This is a genomic window from Pseudomonas sp. IT-P171 (assembly GCF_949767765.1).
GTDB lineage: Bacteria > Pseudomonadota > Gammaproteobacteria > Pseudomonadales > Pseudomonadaceae > Aquipseudomonas > Aquipseudomonas fluorescens_B.
The window spans coordinates 42,438-60,525 of record NZ_CATKQN010000022.1; the positions used below are offsets into that span (position 1 = coordinate 42,438).

Below are 18,088 nucleotides of genomic sequence, written 5' to 3' on the forward strand. Positions count from 1 at the left end.
GGACGCTCAATCATGGGTGTCGGACGCCGCCAACCGCTGGGCCATGAAATGCAACGTGGGAAACAGCAGTGCCCAGAGTAGTCCGATGCCTATCAGCGTCGGTACTTGGCCATAAGGGAATTGCACCCCGGCCAGTTGTCCTCCCGCGTAATACGACAACGGTCCACCCACGGCGCCCAGCAGGCTGCCCAGCCACCAGGGCGTTGCGGTCCATTGCAGGCAATGGCGCAACGTCGTTGCCAGCAGCGCCCATAACAGCATCAGCCATAGAGGAATCAGCGGCACGATCTCGTTGAACTCGAACACCCCCAGCCAGTGCAATGAACTGTCGACGGTCGTGCCCAGCAACACCACGCTGAGAATCAGCCGGCCTTCGTCCACCCAACGACTTATCCACAGCAGATGAATCACCAAAGCGCCCAGCGCCACCAACAACCACAAACTGTTGCCGCCGATCACGCAGACAAACCAGCCGAGCTGGAACAGCGCCGCGTTGGCCAAGCGTTCAAGCATCGAAGCGGCCAAGCAGCGGCTCGGTGATCGCCGAAGGTTTGGCCAGCAGTAACTGCGCAGTGCCGATGGTGCGCTCCAGGAAACCCCCTTCGCAGTAGCACAGGTAAAACTCCCACAGCCGCAGGAAATAATCGTCATAGCCCAATTCGCTCAAGCGACCTTGGGCGCGGCGAAAGTTTTCATGCCACAGGCGCAAGGTTCGTGCGTAGTGCAGGCCGAAATCCTCCATGTGCAGCAAGTTCATGTCGGTGTCGCGGCTGACGATCTCAAGCATTTTCTGCACACAGGGCAGGGCGCCGCCAGGGAAGATGTAGCGCTGAATGAAATCGACGCTGCCCTTGGCCTGCTCGTAGCGCTGCTCGCGGATGGTGATCGCCTGCAACAGCATCAAGCCATTGCTTTTGAGCAAGTGCGCGCACTGCTTGAAATAGGTCGGCAGAAAGCGATGGCCCACGGCTTCGATCATCTCGATCGACACCAGTTTGTCGTACTGCCCGGTGAGGTCGCGGTAATCCTTGAGCAACAACGTGACCTGATCTTGCAACCCGAGGGCGTCGATCCGTTGCGCGGTAAAGGCGTACTGCTCCCTGGACAGCGTGGTGGTGGTGACTTTGCAGCCATAATGCTGTGCCGCGTACAGCGCCATGCTGCCCCAGCCGGTGCCGATTTCCAGCAGGTGATCGCTTGGTTTGAGGTCGAGTTTCTGGCAGATCCGTTGCAGTTTGTTCAACTGAGCCTGTTCCAGACTGTCCTCGGGACTCAGGAATTGTGCCGCCGAATACATCATGGTCGGGTCGAGAAACTGTTCGAACAGGTCGTTGCCGAGGTCGTAGTGCGCGGCGATGTTTTTCTGCGAGCCCTTGCGCGTGTTGCGGTTGAGCCAGTGCAACCCTTGAACGAACGGCCGGCTGAGTTTTGCCAGACCGCCTTCCAGCGCATCCAGCACTTCCAGGTTGCTGACGAACACGCGAACCACTGCCGTGAGGTCCGGCGAACTCCAGTAACCGTGGATAAACGCCTCGCCCGCGCCGATCGAACCGTTGCTTGCCACCAGTCCCCACGCTGCGGCATCGAGGATGTGAATCTCCCCCAGCAAATGGCTGCCAGCGGTGCCGAAGACCAGACGCTCGCCGTCCTCGACGACCACCAGTTGTCCATGTTTGAGGTGGGCCAGTTGCCGCAGCACACCGCGACGCAGCAACATCTCGGTCAGACCGTTGATGCGTCGCGGTGTGGCCTTGGCCGAGACACTAGAGGATTTCATGGCGGCGATCCTTGGGCGGAACGGTGGCGGTTTGAAAGCTGCCATTGGCAGCTTGATGAGCAAATATCGGCGTGCGTTTGAGCAGCAGGCGCAGGGCTTGCCAATAAATCGCCAGGCAGGTTTTCGCGGTCATCCACGGAAAGCGCCGCAAGTAACGGTGCAGGCTGGCGCGACTCAAGTCTTCGCGTTTCAGGTTGAGCGTGGCGTCGAACAGCTTCAGCTCGCCCTGCCAGTCGGCCATGTGCACGCCGAGCTTTTTCGCGACGGGGCTGAAGCTCATGCGGTGTTCGAGATCGCGTGGCAGAAACGGCGACACATGAAACGACTTGGCCACGGCGAAATGCTGATGGAAGTCACGCAGGTCCTCCGGCGTCCTGGCTGGCAGCACATAGTGATAACGCTCGCGCCACGGGGTATTGGTGACTTCGGCAAGAATCGCCGCCAGTTGGCCGTCAGCTTCGTAACAATAAAAAAAACTCACCGGGTTGAACGCCAGGCCCCAACTGCGAGGCTGGGTCAACAGGCACACCGACCCTTGTGGCGCATGACCAATGGCCAGGCGGACCTGTTCGCGCACTGCATCGATCAGGCGCATGCCGTTGCCGGTGCAGGTTTTGAGGTAGTCGCTTTCGCGAAACGAAAACGGCAAGAAACGGCGGTTGCCCGCCAGCGGTGACAACCCGAGCACGACGTCCTGTTCATCGAGATCGAGGTACAGCAGGCCGATCCGGTAACGGAATTCATGGCGCCTTGGGGCAAACCGCCGATGGGCGATCCAGCCGCTGTAGAGGGCGCTGTTCACAGCACTTCCCCGAACGAGCGGGCCACGCGCAACGCGCTGACCACGCCGTCTTCATGGAAACCGTTGGCCCAGTAGGCGCCGCAATAAAAACTGTGTTGCGCGCCATTCAATTCTTCCCAGCGCGCCTGTGCGGCCACTGCCGCCAGGCTGTACTGCGGATGGGCGTAGGTGAATCGGCCGAGCACCATGGACGGACTGATGCCGGCGCTCTGGTTGAGGCTGACGCAGAAGGTGGTGTCGCTCTGGATGCCTTGCAGAATGTTCATGTCGTAGGTGACCGCGGCCAGCGTATGTCCGGCACCGCCGAGGCGGTAATTCCAACTGGCCCAGGCGCGTTTGCGCGACGGCAGCAGGCGCGTGTCGGTGTGCAGCACCACTTCGTTGTCGGCATAGGGCAGGGCGCCGAGGATCGACCGTTCGGCTTCGCTCGGCTTGGCCAGCAGTTTCAGCGCCTGATCGCTGTGGCAGGCAAACACGACTTTGTCGAAGCGTTCGCTGCCGGCGCTGCTGTGGATCACGACACCATCGGCATCGCGCTCGACCCGTATCACGGGACAGTTGAGGCGGATCTTCTGCTTGAAGGTCGCGGTCAACGGTGCGATGTACGCACTCGAACCGCCCTCGATCACCCGCCATTGCGGGCGATTGTTGACCGACAGCAAACCGTGATTCTTGAAAAACCGCACAAAGAATTCCACCGGGAAATTCAGCATCTGGGCCATCGGCATCGACCAGATCGCCGCGCCCATCGGCACGATGTAATGCAGGATGAACCGTTCGCCGTAACCGCCGGCCTTGAGGTATTCATCGAGCGTGGTGTCGGCCGCGATCCGGCCCTCGGACAGGTCGGACTGAGCGCGCTTGTTGAAGCGCAGGATATCCCGCAGCATGCCCCAGAACCTCGGCGACAGCAGATTGCGGCGCTGGGCGAACAGGCTGTTGAGGTTGTTGCCGTTGTACTCGAGGCCGCTGTCCGGGTCGGTGACCGAGAAACTCATCTCTGTCGCTTTGAAACCGACGCCGATCTGGCCCAGCAGGCGAATGAAATTCGGGTAGGTCCGGTCGTTGAACACAATGAAACCGGTGTCCACGGCATACTCCTTGCCATCGACCTTCACGTCCACGGTGTGGGTATGACCGCCGACCCGGTCGCCGGCCTCGAACAGGGTGATCGCGTGGCTTCGATTCAGCAGGTAAGCGCAGGTGAGCCCCGAGATGCCGCTGCCTATGATAGCGATGTTCACGGCACGTCCTTGATCGGCGGACTGCTGCGCACCATGCGTTTGCCGATGGCGAGTTTCACCCGGTTGGGCATTTTCGACAGCGGCCAGAGCGCCGCCATGAACAGCGCCGGGAACGCGATCTCCAGTGGCCGGTTTTTCAGTTTGGCGAAGATGTGCCGCGCCGCTTTGCCCACCGGCCAACTGAGCGGCATCGGGAAATCGTTCTTCGCCGTCAGCGGTGTGTCGACGAACCCCGGGCTGACCACGGTGACTTCGATGCCTTCGGGCGCGAGGTCAATGCGCAACGATTCGAACAGATAACGCAGCCCGGCCTTCGACGCGCCATACGCCTCCGCCCGTGGCAGCGGCAGGTAGGTCACCGAACTGGCGACGCCCACCAGGTGCGGCGCGGTGCCTTTGCGCAACAGCGGCAGCGCCGCTTCGATGCAGTAACTGCTGGCCAGCAGATTGGTGCGCACCACGTGCTCGATGATCGACGAGTCGAACTGCTGAACGTCGACGTATTCGCAGGTGCCGGCATTGAGAATCACCGTATCCAGCGAGCCCCAGTCATGCGTAATTTGCTCGCCGATTTCGCGCACGGTCTGGCTGTTGGTCAGGTCTCCCGCCACCACCAACACTTGCCCGGGATAGCGTTGCGACAAGACTTTCAGCGGCGCCAGCGAGCGTGAGCTGACCGCCAGGTGGGCGCCGGTTTTCAGGATTTCCTCGGCCAGCGCGGCGCCAATGCCGCTGCTGGCCCCGGTCAGCCAATATCGTCGTGGAGGTGTAAGGCTCATCCCATTCTCCTTTTCAACCAGGCGATTGCCCGGCCCAATACGGGTACATGTTCGTAAAGCAGAGCCCCGGCATCGAAGTAATCCCGGTGGCGATAGACCTTGTCACTCCAGAGCAGGTGCGAGCAGCCATCCACCCGAATCAAGCCCCCGCCGGCCAGGCGTGGATGGCGGTAGCTCATGACCCAGCGCAGATAACCTTCGCCTTCGCCGGTCTGGTCGAAGCCGTAAAAATCGAAACGCAGCTCGCTGACGTTGGCGTAGAGCTCACTGAAATAGCTGCGCAAATGCCCGATGCCCTGTACTTCGTGCAGCGGATCGGTGAAATGCACATCAGCGGTATACAACTCATTCAGGCGTTGCAGGTTGTCTTTGTTGAGTTCACCAAACTGCCGGGCGAAGCGCCGCAGAAAATCACTCATAGCCACCTCCGGCATTTTGTCGCGATGGCAGGTTTTTGAACGCGGTCAGCGCGCGAGCGCGGCTCGTACTCAGATTGACGATTGGCGACGGATAACCTGCCACCCCGAACAGGCCTCCGAGGTTTTCCGGGTTGTGCACGTCTTTCTTGTTCAGCCCGGCCAGCTCCGGCAGCCAGTGCTTGATGAACAGGCCTTCGCTGTCGAATTTTTCCGATTGGCTGAGCGGGTTGAAAATCCGGAAGTAGGGCGCGGAGTCGGTGCCGGTGGACGAACTCCACTGCCAGCCGCCGTTGTTCGCCGCGAGGTCGCCATCGATCAGGTGCCGCATGAAAAAACGTTCGCCTTCACGCCAGTCGATCAGCAGATTCTTGGTGAGGAACATCGCCACGACCATGCGCAAACGGTTGTGCATCCAGCCGGTTTCGAGCAGTTGGCGCATCGCGGCGTCGATGATCGGCAGGCCGGTACGCGCTTCTTGCCAGGCCGCCAGTTCATCGGGGGCGTCGCGCCAGGCCAGGGCTTCGGTTTCCGGGCGGAAGGCGCGGTGGCGGGAGACGCGTGGGTAGCCCACCAGAATGTGTTTGTAGAACTCGCGCCACAGCAATTCGTTGATCCAGGTGACGGCGCCGACTTTGCCGCTTTCGAACTCGCCCTGATTGCTTTGCAGGGCTGCATGCAAGCACTGGCGGGGGGAAATGACGCCGGCCGCGAGGTAGGCCGAGAGCTGACTGGTGCCGGGTTTGGCCGGGAAGTCGCGTTCACTTTTGTAGTAGTCGATCTGCGCATCGGCGAAGGTGTCGAGGCGGCGACGGGCTTCGGTTTCACCGGCGGGCCACAGCGCGCGCAAGGTTTCGCTGGGCGTGGCGAAGCCTGCAACGCTTGAAGGGATTTCATCACTGTCGACGGTCAGGCGCGATTGAGCCATTGGCGCGCTCACCAGGCTCGGCAACGAGCTGCGCAGACGGTCGTAGCAAACCTTGCGGAACTGACTGAAGACCTGGAAGTACGTGCCGGTCTTGGTCAGCACGGTGCCGGGCTTGAACAGCAACTGATCGAGGTAGCTATAAAAGTCGATACCCTTGGTTTTCAGTGCGTCGGCTACCGCCGCATCACGGCGGCTTTCGTGAATGCCGTACTCCTCGTTGACGTGCACCGCGTCGATCTTCAACTGCTGGCACAGGTCGAGCAAAACCTTCGGCGCTTCATCCCAGCGCGAGGCCATGCGGATGAGCAGCGGGATGTTCAACTCGCCGAGTGTGCGGCTCAATTCGCGAAGGTTGCGAAGCCAGAAATCCACTTTGCACGGTGCATCGTCATGCTCGCGCCATTGTTCCGGGCTCAACAAGTACACCGCCACGCTCGGGCCCCGGGATGCGGCGGCCGACAGGGCGGTGTTGTCATGCAGGCGCAAGTCGCTGCGCAGCCAGATCAATTGCAGGGTGGTATCCGTACGATTCATTTAAATAAGCCCGCGCTGAAGCAGGTCCTGATGCGCCGATAACGGATCTTCGGCCAGGAACAATTCTGCAATCTCTGTCGTTTTTACGGACAACTCGGCGTGGTGGATGCACACCGTTGGTCCGGCAATCATTTTTGGGCCGTCGACGCCGTTGAAAAGTTTCGGCAACTGCGCAAGGTTCATGGCTTTGCTGGAATACAGCAGTACGCCGCGAGCTTGCAGGTGATCGACCGCCAGTGCGAGCTCGCCCGCCGGCAGCGGCCAGTCGAACACTTCCACCGGGCAATCGGCACTGCTGATCAGCCACGCGGTGAGCCACAGATGTGGTTCCAGCGGCAGGTCGGAGTGATTGATCAACAGCAGCGGTGCGCTGCGCAACTGACGGTTGTTATGGTAGATGCGCGCGCCGAATTTGCTGCGTAACCAGGAGTAAAAAAACACACGCTCCATCTGCGCGCCAAACTGGCCCTGCCAGCGTTGTTCAAGCTCGGCCAGCAACGGCATCAGCAACTGTTCGCACAGGGTCCGCGGTGGGTACAAAGCGATCGCCTGGTTGACGGTGTCATCGAGGGTGCGTTCGTTGAGCGAAGTGACCGCTTGCAGCAGCGTGTTGCACAGCACCTGCCAATCATTTTCGACCGACTCGCTAAAAGCTTGCGGGGAGTCGAGCAGTTGCTTGACCTGGCTGACGGCCACGCCACGATTGAGCCAGGTGAGGATCGTCAGGATGCGTTGCACGTGTTCGGCGCTGAACAGTCGATGCCCTTTGGGCGTACGTTGCGGCACGATCAGCCCGTAACGTCGTTCCCAGGCGCGCAAAGTGATGGCGTTGACGCCGGTCTGCCGGGCCACTTCACGAATCGGCAGCCAGCCTTCATCGAGGGCTTTTTTAAAGTCGGCGCCGAGGTCTTCGCGGGCACTGGTGTCGAGTGGAGTTTTCATCAGATCGCGTTTCGCAGGCTTAGGTTTTCCGGGTGCGGTTGCAGGTAAACCTGTTGTGCAATGTACGGATCCGGATGTCGGCGAAAGTGATGTTTGAGCAGCGTCAGCGGCACCACCAGCGGCACGATGCCGTGACGGTACTGGCCGATGACGTGTTGCACTTCCTGTTTGTCGTCAGCGCTGATGACCTGCTTGAGGTAACCACTGATGTGTTGCAGAACATTGGTGTGGGTGCGGCGCGTGGCGCACTTCTTCAAGGCCGCCATCAGTTCGCTGAAATAGCGTGGGCCGAGTTCTTTCGGATCGATCTGGCCCATGTTGCCCAGCAGATTGCCCAGGGTTTTGTACTGCACCGGATTGTGGGCCATCAGCAGGTATTTATACCGCGAGTGAAATTCCGTCAGTCCGCGGCGAGTCAGGCCCGCTTGCAGCAGCTCTTGCCAGGCGCTGTAGGCGAACACTCGGGTAAGGAAGTTTTCCCGCAGTACCGGGTCATTGAGACGACCGTCTTCTTCCACTGGCAGGTCCGGATGCAACGCGCAGAAAGCCTGGGCATAGATGCCTCGGCCGCCGCCGTCTACGGGCGCGCCGTTGGCGTGGTAGACCTTGACCCGATCCAGGCCGCATGACGGTGATTTCTGCATGAAGATGTAGCCGCAGATATTGTCCAGCTCAATGGCCATTTTCTCGCCGTAATCGGCCAGCGCTCGGGTGACATTCAGTTCAGGGTCAACAGTGCCAAGGGCTTCAGGTTGTTCAGCGTCGCCGACCAGTCGTATGGGTTGCCGAGGGATGCCGAGACCGATCGCGACCTCCGGACAGACCGGGACGAATTCGAAATATTCAGTGAGGGTGCGGCTGCACAGCCGCGATTCCTTGTGCCCACCGTTGAAACGCACCTCGGCGCCCATCAGGCAGGCGCTGATAGCAATTTTCGGTTTCGCGCTGGCGTGGGGCATGGGTGCACCTCGAATCCAAGACCTGTACAAAATTAAATTTCTGTACAACATGCCTTCATCATAGATTCAAAGGTGTACAAGTCAAATTATTTGTATAGGTTTTTGCGGGAGCCCTGTGGGAGCGAGGCTGATCACCATGAACCTGAGATTGCTGAAGCGTGTCAGGTTTAAAGCGAAGGCATTGACGGACATTGCGAGTTCGCTTCTACAGGCGATCTATTTCCAGCCGAGGATCCAGGTGTCGCTGTTTTTCAGCGTTTGCCAGTCGAGCCGCTCACTGCGCTTGGTCAGCACCGCCTGCAATTCGACGTCCAGCACCGTGCCTTCCTCGTCGCGGAACAGCTCGGTGACCAGAAAATGTTTTTCGCGGTTTTGCGGCTGGGCTGCTGTCCATTTCGACAGCAGCAGCTTGCTCGGGTTGATTCGGTTCATTGCAGGTGCTCGTGCAGGCGGCGGGCGGCTTCCTGACCACTGAGCCATGCCCCCTCGACACGACCGGACAGGCACCAGTCGCCACACGCGTAAAGCCCCAGATCGGCATCGGCCAGGGTGCCCCATTCATGGCTGGTGGCGGGGCGGGCGTAGAGCCAGCGGTGGGCGAGGCTGAACGTAGGCGCTGGCATCGCGCTGTGGAGCAGTTCGGCGAACGCGCCATGCAATTGCTCGATCACAGCCTCTTTGGGCAGGTCGATATGTTGCCGGCTCCAGGCACTCGTGGCGTGCAGCACCCAGGTGTCCATCGTGTTGTCACGCCCCGGTTTGCTGCGGTTGCGGGCCAGCCAGTCGAGCGGGCTGTCCTGCACGAAGCAGCCTTCCATGGGGGTGTCCAGCGGTGTATCGAAGGCCAGCGCGACCGCCCAGGTGGGGTCCATTTTTACCCCGGCGGCGGCACCGGCGAGCTTCGGCGCGGAGGCCAGCAATGCGGTCGCCTGGGGCGCGGGCGTGGCGACGATGACATGACTGAACGGGCCATGGGTGAATCCCTCGGCGTCCTGCAGATGCCAATGCTCCTCACCCCGATAGACCTCGGTGATGCGACAGGCGAAATGTACTTCCGAATCGCCGAGCAAGCCGCGGGTGATGGCACTCATGCGCGGCGTGCCGACCCAGCGCGTCTGTTCGTCCGGCGACAGATTGAGCTGGCCACCGTGGAAGGTATAGAGCTGTGGCGTCCACTCGGCGACCCAGCCGTTGGCTTGCCAGCGCTGGACTTCCGTGACAAAGCGGCGATCGCGGGCAGTGAAATATTGCGCGCCCATGTCCAGAGCACCCGCGTCGCTGCGTTTGCTCGACATGCGTCCGCCACTGCCGCGGCTTTTATCGAAAAGTTGAACGACATGCCCGGCCTCCGTAAGCGCCTGGGCGGCTGAGAGTCCGGCGATGCCGGTGCCGATGATTGCGATAGGTACAGTCATAGGGGCCTCGTTTGCCTTTCTGTACAGACTACGCCGTGGATGAAACCTGTACAATATTGTTTTTTGGTATAACTTTTAGCGTTCTCGTTCTGACAGCTTGGCCTATTGTTATCAACAGAGCCTGCCCGATATCAAAGATCCCTGCTTATAAAAATAGACTAGTGATCAGGGTAAAACGCCACGCGAGGAAGAAGTCATGCACATATTGCTGACCGGCGGTACTGGTTTGATAGGGAGTCAACTCTGCCGACACTGGCTGAGCCAGGGACATCGTCTGACGGTATGGAGTCGGGCACCTGAAAAAGTCGCGAAAATCTGCGGTGCAGAAGTTCGTGGTGTCGCGCGGTTGGAAGACCTCGGACAAGAGCCCGTGGACGCGATTATCAACCTGGCGGGTGCTCCGATTGCCGACCGGCCCTGGACGACCAAGCGCAAGGCCTTGCTCTGGAGCAGTCGCATCACCCTGACAGAAACCCTGCTGGCCTGGCTCGACACCCGCGAACAGAAACCGCAGGTGTTGATCTCAGGCTCCGCCGTGGGCTGGTACGGCGACGGTGGCGAGCGGGAATTGACTGAGGAATCTCCACCCGTCATCGACGATTTCGCCAGCCAGTTGTGCATTGCCTGGGAGGAAACCGCGCAGCGCGCCGAGGCCTTGGGCATCCGAGTGATCCTGATTCGCACGGGGTTGGTGTTGTCTGCCGAGGGCGGCTTTTTGTCGCGGCTGTTGTTGCCGTTCAAACTGGGACTGGGCGGGCCTCTTGGCGATGGTCGGCAGTGGATGCCGTGGATCCATATCAAGGATCAAATCGCCGTGATTGATTTTCTTCTGCATCAGAAAGACGCCAGCGGTCCTTATAATGCCTGCGCGCCCAAACCGGTGCGCAATCGTGAGTTTGCCAGCACGCTGGGCGCCGTGTTGCATCGCCCGGCATTCATGCCCATGCCGGCCCTGGCGTTGAAGGTGTGTTTGGGCGAATTGTCATTGCTGCTGCTGGGCGGCCAGAAAGCCGTGCCGGCGCGTTTGTTGAAAGCGGGTTTTACATTCCAGTTCACTGATTTGCGCGCGGCCCTGGACGACTTGTCCAGCCGCCTCTGAAATAGGACGTTGCATGACCGATCACGCGTTGCTTCTGGTCAACCTGGGTTCACCCGCCTCCACCTCTGTGGCGGATGTGCGCAGCTACCTCAATCAATTTCTGATGGACCCGTACGTGATCGACCTGCCATGGCCGGTGCGACGTTTGCTGGTGTCGCTGATTCTGATCAAGCGCCCGGAGCAGTCGGCCCACGCCTATGCCTCGATCTGGTGGGAGGAGGGCTCGCCGCTGGTGGTGCTCAGCCGTCGCTTGCAGCAGGCCATGACCGCTGAGTGGACTCACGGTCCGGTAGAACTGGCCATGCGTTACGGCGAGCCGTCGATTGAAACGAAACTGGTGCAGCTCGCTGCCCAGGGTCACAAGAAAATTACCCTCGCGCCGCTTTATCCACAGTTCGCCGACAGCACCGTCACTACGGTGATCGAGGAAGCCCGGCGGGTCGTGCGGGAGAAGCAACTCGACGTGCAGTTTTCGATTCTCCAGCCGTTCTACGATCAGCCGGAATACCTCGATGCGTTGGTGGCCAGCGCCAAGCCGTATTTACTGCAGGATTACGATCACCTGCTGCTGAGCTTCCACGGTTTGCCGGAGCGGCATCTGAAGAAAATAGACCCTACCGGTCACCATTGCTTCCAAAGCGATAATTGCTGCCTGAACGCTTCGCCAGAAGTTTTGTCGACCTGCTACCGCGCCCAATGCCTGCGCACTGCTTCCGAGTTTGCCAAGCGGCTGGGCTTGCCGGACGGCAAGTGGTCGGTGTCGTTTCAGTCGCGATTGGGTCGGGCGAAATGGATCGAACCCTACACCGAAGCACGCCTCGATGAGCTGGCGGGAATGGGCGTGAAGAAGTTGCTGGTGATGTGCCCGGCGTTCGTTGCCGATTGCATCGAGACGCTTGAGGAAATCGGTGATCGCGGGAATGAACTGTTCCGCGAAGCGGGGGGAGATGAGTTGGTGCTGGTGCCGTGTCTCAATGATGATCCGCAGTGGGCCAAGGCGCTGAAAACTTTGTGCGAAAGAGCGCCGTTGGCGCTGTAGAAATACAAACTGTGGCGAGGGCGCTTGCTCCCGCTGGGTCGCGAAGCGGCCCCAAAATTCTCGCAATCCATGAAGATTTTGTGAGTGCTGCGCGCACTCAAGCGGGAGCAAGCTCCCTCGCCACAGGGTGTTGTGTCAGCCTTAGATCAGCGGCTCATCCGCCTTCTTGTGCTTCCAGCTGTCATTGCCCGGCAGCAACAGGTTCAGCGCAATCGCCACCACCGCGCACAGCGCGATGCCTTTGAGGCCGAAGTCGTCCGGACCGGTGCCGGTGCCGACCAGCACGCCGCCTATCCCGAATACCAGCGTGACCGAAACGATCACCAGGTTGCGCGCTTCGCCCAGGTCGATCTTGTGGCGAATCAGCGTGTTCATCCCCACCGCCGCAATCGAACCGAACAACAGGCACAGAATCCCGCCCATCACCGGCACTGGAATGCTTTGCAGCAGCGCGCCGAACTTGCCGATGAACGCCAGGCTGATGGCAAAGATCGCCGCCCAGGTCATGATTTTCGGGTTGTAGTTCTTGGTCAGCATCACCGCGCCCGTCACTTCGGCGTAGGTGGTGTTGGGCGGACCGCCGAACAAACCGGCGGCGGTGGTGGCAATGCCGTCGCCGAGCAGGGTGCGGTGCAGGCCGGGCTTCTTCAGGTAGTCGCGACCGGTCACGCTGCCCACGGCGATCACGCCGCCGATGTGCTCGATGGCCGGGGCCAATGCCACCGGGACGATGAACAGAATCGCCTGCCAGTTGAATTCCGGCGCGGTGAAGTTGGGGATCGCGAACCACGGTGCCGCGGCAATCTTCGCGGTATCGACCACGCCGAAATAGAACGCCATCGCAAAACCGACCAGCACGCCGGAGATGATCGGCACCAGGCGGAAAATGCCTTTGCCGAACACCGCGACGATCAGCGTCGTCAGCAGCGCAGGCATCGAGATCAGCATGGCCGTCTGGTAGTGGATCAGCTCGCTACCGTCGCCAGCCTTGCCCATCGCCATGTTGGCGGCGATCGGCGCCATGGCCAGGCCGATGGAGATGATCACCGGGCCAATCACCACCGGTGGCAGCAAGCGGTCGATGAAGCCGGTGCCTTTGATCTTCACGGCGAGGCCGAGGAAGGTGTAGACGAAACCGGCCGCCATTACACCGCCCATGGTCGCCGCGAGGCCGAATTGGCCCTTGGCGAGAATGATCGGGGTGATGAAGGCGAAGCTCGAAGCCAGGAACACTGGCACCTGACGCCCGGTGACGATCTGGAACAGAATCGTCCCCAGGCCCGCCGTGAACAGCGCTACGTTCGGATCGAGGCCGGTAATCAGCGGCATCAACACCAGGGCGCCGAACGCCACGAACAGCATCTGGGCGCCGGACAGCACCGTGCGCCAGAGCGGATCGTTGAACTCTTGCTGCATGGTCACGCGTCCTTCTGCTTGGTGCCGAAGATCTTGTCACCGGCATCGCCCAGGCCTGGGATGATGTAACCGTGTTCGTTCAGTTTCTCGTCAATGGAAGCGGTGTAGATGGTCACGTCCGGGTGAGCCTTCTCCACGGCGGCAATGCCTTCCGGCGCGGCGACCAGCACCATGGCGCGGATGTCGCGGCAACCGGCCTTTTTCAGCAGGTCGATGGTGGCGACCATGGAGCTGCCGGTGGCGAGCATCGGGTCGATGATCATGGCCAGGCGTTCGTTGATTTCGGGAACCAGTTTTTCCAGATAGGTGTGGGCCTGCAACGTTTCTTCGTTGCGGGCCACGCCCACGGCGCTGACCTTGGCCCCCGGAATCAGGCTGAGTACACCTTCGAGCATGCCGATACCGGCGCGCAGGATCGGCACCACGGTAATCTTCTTGCCGGCGATTTTCTCGACCGACACAGTGCCGCACCAGCCTTCGATGTCGTAGGATTCCAGCGGCAGGTCTTTGGTGGCTTCATAGGTCAAAAGGGCGCCGACTTCCTGAGCGAGCTCACGGAAATTCTTGGTGCTGATGTCTGCGCGGCGCATCAGGCCGAGTTTATGACGGATCAGCGGATGGCGGATCTCGAGGATGGGCATGGGAAAGGCTCCGGCGGCGGGCAAAAAAACCGGCCTAGATTAATCTATCCGAGGGTGTTGTCCTATAGACATAGAGTACGTTAGTCCACAAACGCTTGATCTGGCCGTGCGGGATGCGTACCTTTGCCCGCTTTTCCCGAATCCCGTCCCCCCTGGAGAGCGCCATGTCCGCTGATCTCGAGCATATCCGTCAAATCATGCGAGAGGCTGACTGCCTGTACACCGAAGCTGAAGTCGAGGCGGCCATCGCCCGCGTCGGTGCACACATCAACGAACAACTGGCTGAAACAAATCCGGTGGTGTTCTGTGTGATGAACGGCGGCCTGATTTTCGCCGGCAAGCTGCTCACCCATTTGCAATTCCCGCTGGAAGCGTCCTACCTGCACGCCACCCGCTATCGCAACGAAACCAGCGGCGGCGACCTGTTCTGGAAAGCCAAGCCGGAAGTGTCGTTCATTGACCGTGACGTGCTGATCATCGACGACATCCTCGACGAAGGTCACACCCTGGGCGCGATCATCGACTTCTGCAAACACGCTGGCGCGCGCAAAGTGCACACCGCCGTGCTGATCGACAAGGACCACGACCGCAAGGCTCGCCCGGACCTGAAAGCCGATTTCGTCGGCCTGCCGTGCATCGACCGTTACATCTTCGGTTACGGCATGGACTACAAAGGCTACTGGCGTAACGCCAACGGAATTTTCGCCGTTAAAGGGATGTAAGCGATGAGCGCGCCGAGCTTTCTTGATCAATCCTTGTTCAATGAATTGGCCGGGAAGGCTGCGGCAAATCCACGTGGGCGCCAGCATCACAACTTCCATCGGATGGAAGACGCTTGCCATCGCATGGCGGTGGGTCTGCAGCCGTCCACGTACATTCCGCCTCATCGGCATCTGTGTGAGAACAAGGCTGAAACCTTGTTGGTCCTCAAAGGGCGGCTTGGTCTGCTGATTTTCGATGAGTCTGGTGTGGTGGTGCGCAAGCAGATTCTGCAGGCCGGTGGCGATTGCGTGGGTGTTGACCTGCCAACCGGTGTGTTCCATGGCCTGGTGGTGCTGGAAGCCGACAGCCTGATGTTCGAGTGCAAGGCCGGCCCTTATCGTCCCGTCGGTGAGGGAGAGCTTGCTCACTGGGCGCCGCGCGAAGGCGAGCCGGGTGTGGCTGAATATCAGGCGTGGATGCGCGCGCAGTTCGCCTGAAGCGCGCTCAGTTTTCCCCGGCCAGCCAGCGTTCGCTTTTGCGACGAGCCTGTTCCAGGTTGTTCACGTAGGCCAACTGACGCTGCTCCCGATGGATACCCGCGCGTCTGAGCTTCAGGCGCACCCGCGGGGAGGTTGCCACCAGAATCAGGCCAATGCCGTCCGTGCGGTAATCCCTGAGGATATTGTCGAAGGCCGCCAGCGCCGTCATGTCCAGCATGGGCACGGCGCTCATCTCGACGATCACCACTTTGACCTCCGGACTGAATTTGCGCAGGACTCCCAAGGCCTTTTCGGCCGCACCGAAAAACAACGGCCCGCGTATCGCGTAGCAACGAACGTGCGCCGGCATGTCCTGCAAGGCTTGATGGTAGGCGCGTGGCAGTTCGGCGGTGTCCGTCAGATCGCTCATGCGCTTGATAAACAACCCGGCGGCCAGCAACAGGCCGACACCGACGGCCATTACCATGTCGAATAACACCGTCAGGCTCAGGCAGGTCAGCAAGACCAGCACATCGCTGCGGGGCGCGATGCGCAGTGTATGCAGCACGTGCCGGGCTTCGCTCATGTTCCACGCCACCATGACCAGCAATGCGGCCAGCGCAGCCATCGGCAGGTAGCTGAAAAGCGGTGCGAGCACCAGTATCGCCATCAGTACCACCGCGCTGTGAATAATGGCGGCCAATGGCGAAAAGGCTCCGCTGCGCACATTGGTGGCGCTTCGGGCGATCGCAGCCGTGGCGGTAATGCCGCCGAACAACGGTGCGATCAGGTTGCCCAGGCCCTGGCCCAGCAGTTCGGCGTTGGGGTCGTGTTTGCTGCCGGTCATGCCATCCGCCACCACCGCACACAACAAGGACTCGATGGCACCGAGCATGGCAATGGCGAACGCCGGCGCCATTAATTGACGGATCAAATCGTAGGACAGGTGCAGCGGCTGGCCGTCGGGACCGGGTAGATTCCACGGCCAATCGAAGCTCGGCAGGAACGGTGGAATGCCGGGATGGCTGACGCCCTCGACCATGTAGCTGAAACGCTCACCCAAGGTCGCCACCGCCAACCCGCCGTGTTCCAGCGCCAACCCCAGGAGGGCGCCGACGGTCAGCGCCACCAGATGCCCCGGGATCCTCGGTACCCACCGTGGCCAGACAATCAGAACGGCCAGGCAGGCGATACCGATGATCCCGTCCCCGAGCCGAGCGGTGGGCAACGCGAGAATCAGTACACCCAGCTGTTCGATGTAGTGTTCTGCCTGGCTGGGGGTGTTCAGGCCCAGCAAATCCTTCAATTGCAGGGTGGCAATGACAATGCCGATCCCGGCGGTAAAGCCCAGCGTGACCGGATACGGAATGTACTGAATCAACCGCCCGGCGCGAATCAGTCCCAGGGCAATGAGGATGACGCCGGCAAGCATGGTGCAGAGCAGCAAGCCGCCGAGGCCATATTGTTGGGTGATGGGGAGCAGGATGACCACGAACGCGGCGGTCGGCCCACTGACATTAAAACGCGAACCGCCGGTGAGAGCGATCAGGGGCGCGGCGATCAGTACCGTATACAACCCTTGCTGGGGCGGTACACCTACGGCAATCGCCAGGGCCATGGCCAATGGGATGGCGATAATCCCTACCGTCACTCCGGCACTGATGTCGCCGCGTAAGCGTCTGAGGGTGTAGCCGGCGTGCCAGGTCTGACGCCAGGCGGCGAATAACGGGGGAACGGAGAACGACATGAGCACTCCACGGTAGACGGTGCACCATTGATCGACGGCTGAAAGCTCTTCCAGCATGGCCAGCTTGGTACTGCGAAGTATTGACCCATATCGCTAATTCGCGCAGATGATCCTCATGCTAGAGTGCTCCGCTTCGCCCTGGGAGCCCGTCATGAGCCTTTTGATCCGCAGCTGCGCCGCCCTGTTGCTGACCCTCAGCCTGCCCCTGGCCGCCGCGCCGGCGCCGATGCATGCGCAGTTTCTGCCACCGGACGACCTGACCCTGCGTGACGCCGAACCCGAGCAGCAACAACTGCTGCAGGTCACCGAATATTCGGTGGTGGTCGGCAGTCAGCGCCAGTCCACCCAACAACCGATCCCGGTGACGTTTCCGTTGCTGATCCGCCTCAAGGGCAAACCCTTGAACAAGGGCGCGACCATCAATCAGGTACTGGTCAACTTCGATGGCGAGAGCAAAAGCCTGAAAAAGCCGATCTACGACGACAAAAGCAAAACCCTGACGCTGTTTTATCCGATGGCGCAGTACCGCGTGGTGATCGACTTGTTGCGCAATGACACGGTGTATTGCCAGTTCCTCAGCTACGCCAATGGCCATGTCTGGGCTGACCTGCACACCGGGGCCGTTCGTCCGCGTTGAGCCCGGCGCCCTGTGAGGGGTAAACTGCCCGCCCCGTGAAATGTCTGCGAGCTGGAGTCGGCAATGCGTAAAGATAAGAAACAAGTGATTGGTGACGAGATCGGCGACGAGCAGATCAAGTTGTTTCTCGATTTCGAACCGGTCGACGCCACTTCGCCGTCCCTGCACAAACTGATCAAGGCCTACCGTGGCCTGCGCATTGACGACTTCGAGCGTTTTCTGACGTTCTTCGTCGAAGCCGGCTACGACGTTGATGGCCAGGATGAACACGGCAAGACCTTCGTTGACCTGATCAAGGATCAGCGCAACGCGGCCGAGTACATCGAACTGATCAACAAGGCTCGCGGCTGATCGTATCCGAAGCGAACCGAATACCTGTGGCGAGGGAGCTTGCTCCCGCTTTAGTGCGCAGCACTCACAAAATCTTCGCCGTTGGCAGAATTTTGGGGCCGCTTCGCAGCCCGGCGGGAGCAAGCTCCCTCGCCACAAGATTGTTTTGCCGCCCATAAAAAAACGCCCCGCTCTCAATGAG

General features: G+C 60.4%; 20 protein-coding genes. 6 read left to right on the forward strand and 14 right to left on the reverse strand.

What is annotated here, in order from left to right:
* Window positions 1–6: 6 nt before the first annotated feature.
* From ACM6I5_RS15235 to ACM6I5_RS15285, 11 genes are all read right to left on the reverse strand, one after another.
* Entirely contained in the window at window positions 7–513 is a 507-nt protein-coding gene (locus tag ACM6I5_RS15235) for a DUF2878 domain-containing protein (protein ID WP_414884171.1), read from the reverse strand.
* A complete protein-coding gene (locus tag ACM6I5_RS15240) occupies window positions 506–1,777 on the reverse strand; it encodes an SAM-dependent methyltransferase (protein ID WP_017340747.1) in 1,272 nt (423 codons plus the stop codon). The genes ACM6I5_RS15235 and ACM6I5_RS15240 overlap by 8 nt, the downstream gene beginning before the upstream one ends.
* Window positions 1,764–2,579, reverse strand: coding sequence for a DUF1365 domain-containing protein (locus ACM6I5_RS15245; RefSeq protein ID WP_414884172.1), 816 nt, complete (start codon window positions 2,577–2,579; stop codon window positions 1,764–1,766). The genes ACM6I5_RS15240 and ACM6I5_RS15245 overlap by 14 nt, the downstream gene beginning before the upstream one ends.
* Window positions 2,576–3,823, reverse strand: coding sequence for an NAD(P)/FAD-dependent oxidoreductase (locus ACM6I5_RS15250; protein WP_017340745.1), 1,248 nt, complete (start codon window positions 3,821–3,823; stop codon window positions 2,576–2,578). Before ACM6I5_RS15250 ends, ACM6I5_RS15245 begins: the two co-directional genes overlap by 4 nt.
* On the reverse strand, window positions 3,820–4,602 hold the full coding sequence (locus ACM6I5_RS15255; RefSeq protein WP_017340744.1) for an SDR family NAD(P)-dependent oxidoreductase: 783 nt from the start codon (window positions 4,600–4,602) through the stop codon (window positions 3,820–3,822). The genes ACM6I5_RS15250 and ACM6I5_RS15255 overlap by 4 nt, the downstream gene beginning before the upstream one ends.
* Window positions 4,599–5,021 carry a nuclear transport factor 2 family protein gene (locus ACM6I5_RS15260; RefSeq protein ID WP_017340743.1) on the reverse strand — a complete coding sequence of 141 codons (423 nt, stop codon included), beginning with the start codon at window positions 5,019–5,021 and terminating at the stop codon, window positions 4,599–4,601. Before ACM6I5_RS15260 ends, ACM6I5_RS15255 begins: the two co-directional genes overlap by 4 nt.
* On the reverse strand, window positions 5,014–6,459 hold the full coding sequence (phrB, locus tag ACM6I5_RS15265) for a deoxyribodipyrimidine photo-lyase (RefSeq protein WP_414884265.1): 1,446 nt from the start codon (window positions 6,457–6,459) through the stop codon (window positions 5,014–5,016). Before phrB ends, ACM6I5_RS15260 begins: the two co-directional genes overlap by 8 nt.
* Window positions 6,460–6,480: 21 nt before the next feature.
* The gene (locus ACM6I5_RS15270; RefSeq protein ID WP_414884173.1) at window positions 6,481–7,422 is read right to left on the reverse strand and encodes a MerR family transcriptional regulator; all 942 of its coding nucleotides are present in this window, start codon (window positions 7,420–7,422) and stop codon (window positions 6,481–6,483) included.
* The gene (locus ACM6I5_RS15275; protein ID WP_017340740.1) at window positions 7,422–8,381 is read right to left on the reverse strand and encodes a YbgA family protein; all 960 of its coding nucleotides are present in this window, start codon (window positions 8,379–8,381) and stop codon (window positions 7,422–7,424) included. The genes ACM6I5_RS15270 and ACM6I5_RS15275 overlap by 1 nt, the downstream gene beginning before the upstream one ends.
* A 216-nt stretch (window positions 8,382–8,597) precedes the next feature.
* The gene (locus tag ACM6I5_RS15280) at window positions 8,598–8,813 is read right to left on the reverse strand and encodes a TIGR02450 family Trp-rich protein (protein ID WP_017340739.1); all 216 of its coding nucleotides are present in this window, start codon (window positions 8,811–8,813) and stop codon (window positions 8,598–8,600) included.
* Window positions 8,810–9,796, reverse strand: a complete 987-nt coding sequence (locus ACM6I5_RS15285) for an NAD(P)/FAD-dependent oxidoreductase (RefSeq protein WP_017340738.1) — start codon at window positions 9,794–9,796, stop codon at window positions 8,810–8,812. Before ACM6I5_RS15285 ends, ACM6I5_RS15280 begins: the two co-directional genes overlap by 4 nt.
* A gap of 196 nt (window positions 9,797–9,992) precedes the next feature.
* Between ACM6I5_RS15285 and ACM6I5_RS15290 the strand changes: the two genes are divergently transcribed.
* Both ACM6I5_RS15290 and hemH read left to right on the forward strand, forming a co-directional pair.
* Window positions 9,993–10,895: a TIGR01777 family oxidoreductase gene (locus ACM6I5_RS15290; protein ID WP_017340737.1), complete on the forward strand. Its 903-nt coding sequence runs from the start codon at window positions 9,993–9,995 to the stop codon at window positions 10,893–10,895.
* Window positions 10,896–10,908: 13 nt separating this feature from the next.
* Window positions 10,909–11,934: a ferrochelatase gene (hemH, locus tag ACM6I5_RS15295; RefSeq protein ID WP_414884174.1), complete on the forward strand. Its 1,026-nt coding sequence runs from the start codon at window positions 10,909–10,911 to the stop codon at window positions 11,932–11,934.
* Between the two features lie 141 nt (window positions 11,935–12,075).
* Here hemH and ACM6I5_RS15300 read toward each other — a convergent pair whose 3' ends face one another.
* On the reverse strand, window positions 12,076–13,350 hold the full coding sequence (locus ACM6I5_RS15300; RefSeq protein WP_017340735.1) for a uracil-xanthine permease family protein: 1,275 nt from the start codon (window positions 13,348–13,350) through the stop codon (window positions 12,076–12,078).
* Between the two features lie 2 nt (window positions 13,351–13,352).
* Window positions 13,353–13,991 carry a uracil phosphoribosyltransferase gene (gene upp, locus ACM6I5_RS15305; RefSeq protein ID WP_017340734.1) on the reverse strand — a complete coding sequence of 213 codons (639 nt, stop codon included), beginning with the start codon at window positions 13,989–13,991 and terminating at the stop codon, window positions 13,353–13,355.
* A gap of 164 nt (window positions 13,992–14,155) precedes the next feature.
* Between upp and ACM6I5_RS15310 the strand changes: the two genes are divergently transcribed.
* Together ACM6I5_RS15310 and ACM6I5_RS15315 are read left to right on the forward strand one after the other, a co-directional pair.
* Entirely contained in the window at window positions 14,156–14,713 is a 558-nt protein-coding gene (locus ACM6I5_RS15310) for a hypoxanthine-guanine phosphoribosyltransferase (protein ID WP_017340733.1), read from the forward strand.
* Window positions 14,714–14,716: 3 nt separating this feature from the next.
* The gene (locus ACM6I5_RS15315; RefSeq protein ID WP_017340732.1) at window positions 14,717–15,190 is read left to right on the forward strand and encodes a WbuC family cupin fold metalloprotein; all 474 of its coding nucleotides are present in this window, start codon (window positions 14,717–14,719) and stop codon (window positions 15,188–15,190) included.
* A gap of 7 nt (window positions 15,191–15,197) precedes the next feature.
* Here the strand turns inward: ACM6I5_RS15315 and dauA are convergent, their stop codons facing one another.
* Window positions 15,198–16,919, reverse strand: coding sequence for a C4-dicarboxylic acid transporter DauA (dauA, locus tag ACM6I5_RS15320; RefSeq protein WP_414884175.1), 1,722 nt, complete (start codon window positions 16,917–16,919; stop codon window positions 15,198–15,200).
* Between the two features lie 151 nt (window positions 16,920–17,070).
* On the opposite strand from dauA, the gene ACM6I5_RS15325 reads away from it, so the two are divergent.
* Together ACM6I5_RS15325 and ACM6I5_RS15330 are read left to right on the forward strand one after the other, a co-directional pair.
* Entirely contained in the window at window positions 17,071–17,556 is a 486-nt protein-coding gene (locus ACM6I5_RS15325) for a hypothetical protein (protein ID WP_414884176.1), read from the forward strand.
* A 63-nt stretch (window positions 17,557–17,619) separates the two neighbouring features.
* On the forward strand, window positions 17,620–17,907 hold the full coding sequence (locus ACM6I5_RS15330; RefSeq protein WP_017340729.1) for a PA4642 family protein: 288 nt from the start codon (window positions 17,620–17,622) through the stop codon (window positions 17,905–17,907).
* Window positions 17,908–18,088: the final 181 nt, after the last annotated feature.

Excerpts from the sequence above, each read along its gene's own strand:
- dauA (WP_414884175.1), bottom strand. The coding sequence starts at position 16,919 with ATGTCGTTCTCCGTTCCCCCGTTATTCGCCGCCTGGCGTCAGACCTGG.
- ACM6I5_RS15255 (WP_017340744.1), bottom strand. The coding sequence starts at position 4,602 with ATGAGCCTTACACCTCCACGACGATATTGGCTGACCGGGGCCAGCAGC.
- ACM6I5_RS15330 (WP_017340729.1), top strand. The coding sequence starts at position 17,620 with ATGCGTAAAGATAAGAAACAAGTGATTGGTGACGAGATCGGCGACGAG.
- ACM6I5_RS15285 (WP_017340738.1), bottom strand. The coding sequence starts at position 9,796 with ATGACTGTACCTATCGCAATCATCGGCACCGGCATCGCCGGACTCTCA.
- ACM6I5_RS15270 (WP_414884173.1), bottom strand. The coding sequence starts at position 7,422 with ATGAAAACTCCACTCGACACCAGTGCCCGCGAAGACCTCGGCGCCGAC.
- ACM6I5_RS15280 (WP_017340739.1), bottom strand. The coding sequence starts at position 8,813 with ATGAACCGAATCAACCCGAGCAAGCTGCTGCTGTCGAAATGGACAGCA.
- ACM6I5_RS15315 (WP_017340732.1), top strand. The coding sequence starts at position 14,717 with ATGAGCGCGCCGAGCTTTCTTGATCAATCCTTGTTCAATGAATTGGCC.
- ACM6I5_RS15290 (WP_017340737.1), top strand. The coding sequence starts at position 9,993 with ATGCACATATTGCTGACCGGCGGTACTGGTTTGATAGGGAGTCAACTC.
- upp (WP_017340734.1), bottom strand. The coding sequence starts at position 13,991 with ATGCCCATCCTCGAGATCCGCCATCCGCTGATCCGTCATAAACTCGGC.
- ACM6I5_RS15310 (WP_017340733.1), top strand. The coding sequence starts at position 14,156 with ATGTCCGCTGATCTCGAGCATATCCGTCAAATCATGCGAGAGGCTGAC.
- ACM6I5_RS15300 (WP_017340735.1), bottom strand. The coding sequence starts at position 13,350 with ATGCAGCAAGAGTTCAACGATCCGCTCTGGCGCACGGTGCTGTCCGGC.
- ACM6I5_RS15235 (WP_414884171.1), bottom strand. The coding sequence starts at position 513 with ATGCTTGAACGCTTGGCCAACGCGGCGCTGTTCCAGCTCGGCTGGTTT.
- ACM6I5_RS15240 (WP_017340747.1), bottom strand. The coding sequence starts at position 1,777 with ATGAAATCCTCTAGTGTCTCGGCCAAGGCCACACCGCGACGCATCAAC.
- ACM6I5_RS15325 (WP_414884176.1), top strand. The coding sequence starts at position 17,071 with ATGAGCCTTTTGATCCGCAGCTGCGCCGCCCTGTTGCTGACCCTCAGC.
- ACM6I5_RS15275 (WP_017340740.1), bottom strand. The coding sequence starts at position 8,381 with ATGCCCCACGCCAGCGCGAAACCGAAAATTGCTATCAGCGCCTGCCTG.
- ACM6I5_RS15260 (WP_017340743.1), bottom strand. The coding sequence starts at position 5,021 with ATGAGTGATTTTCTGCGGCGCTTCGCCCGGCAGTTTGGTGAACTCAAC.
- hemH (WP_414884174.1), top strand. The coding sequence starts at position 10,909 with ATGACCGATCACGCGTTGCTTCTGGTCAACCTGGGTTCACCCGCCTCC.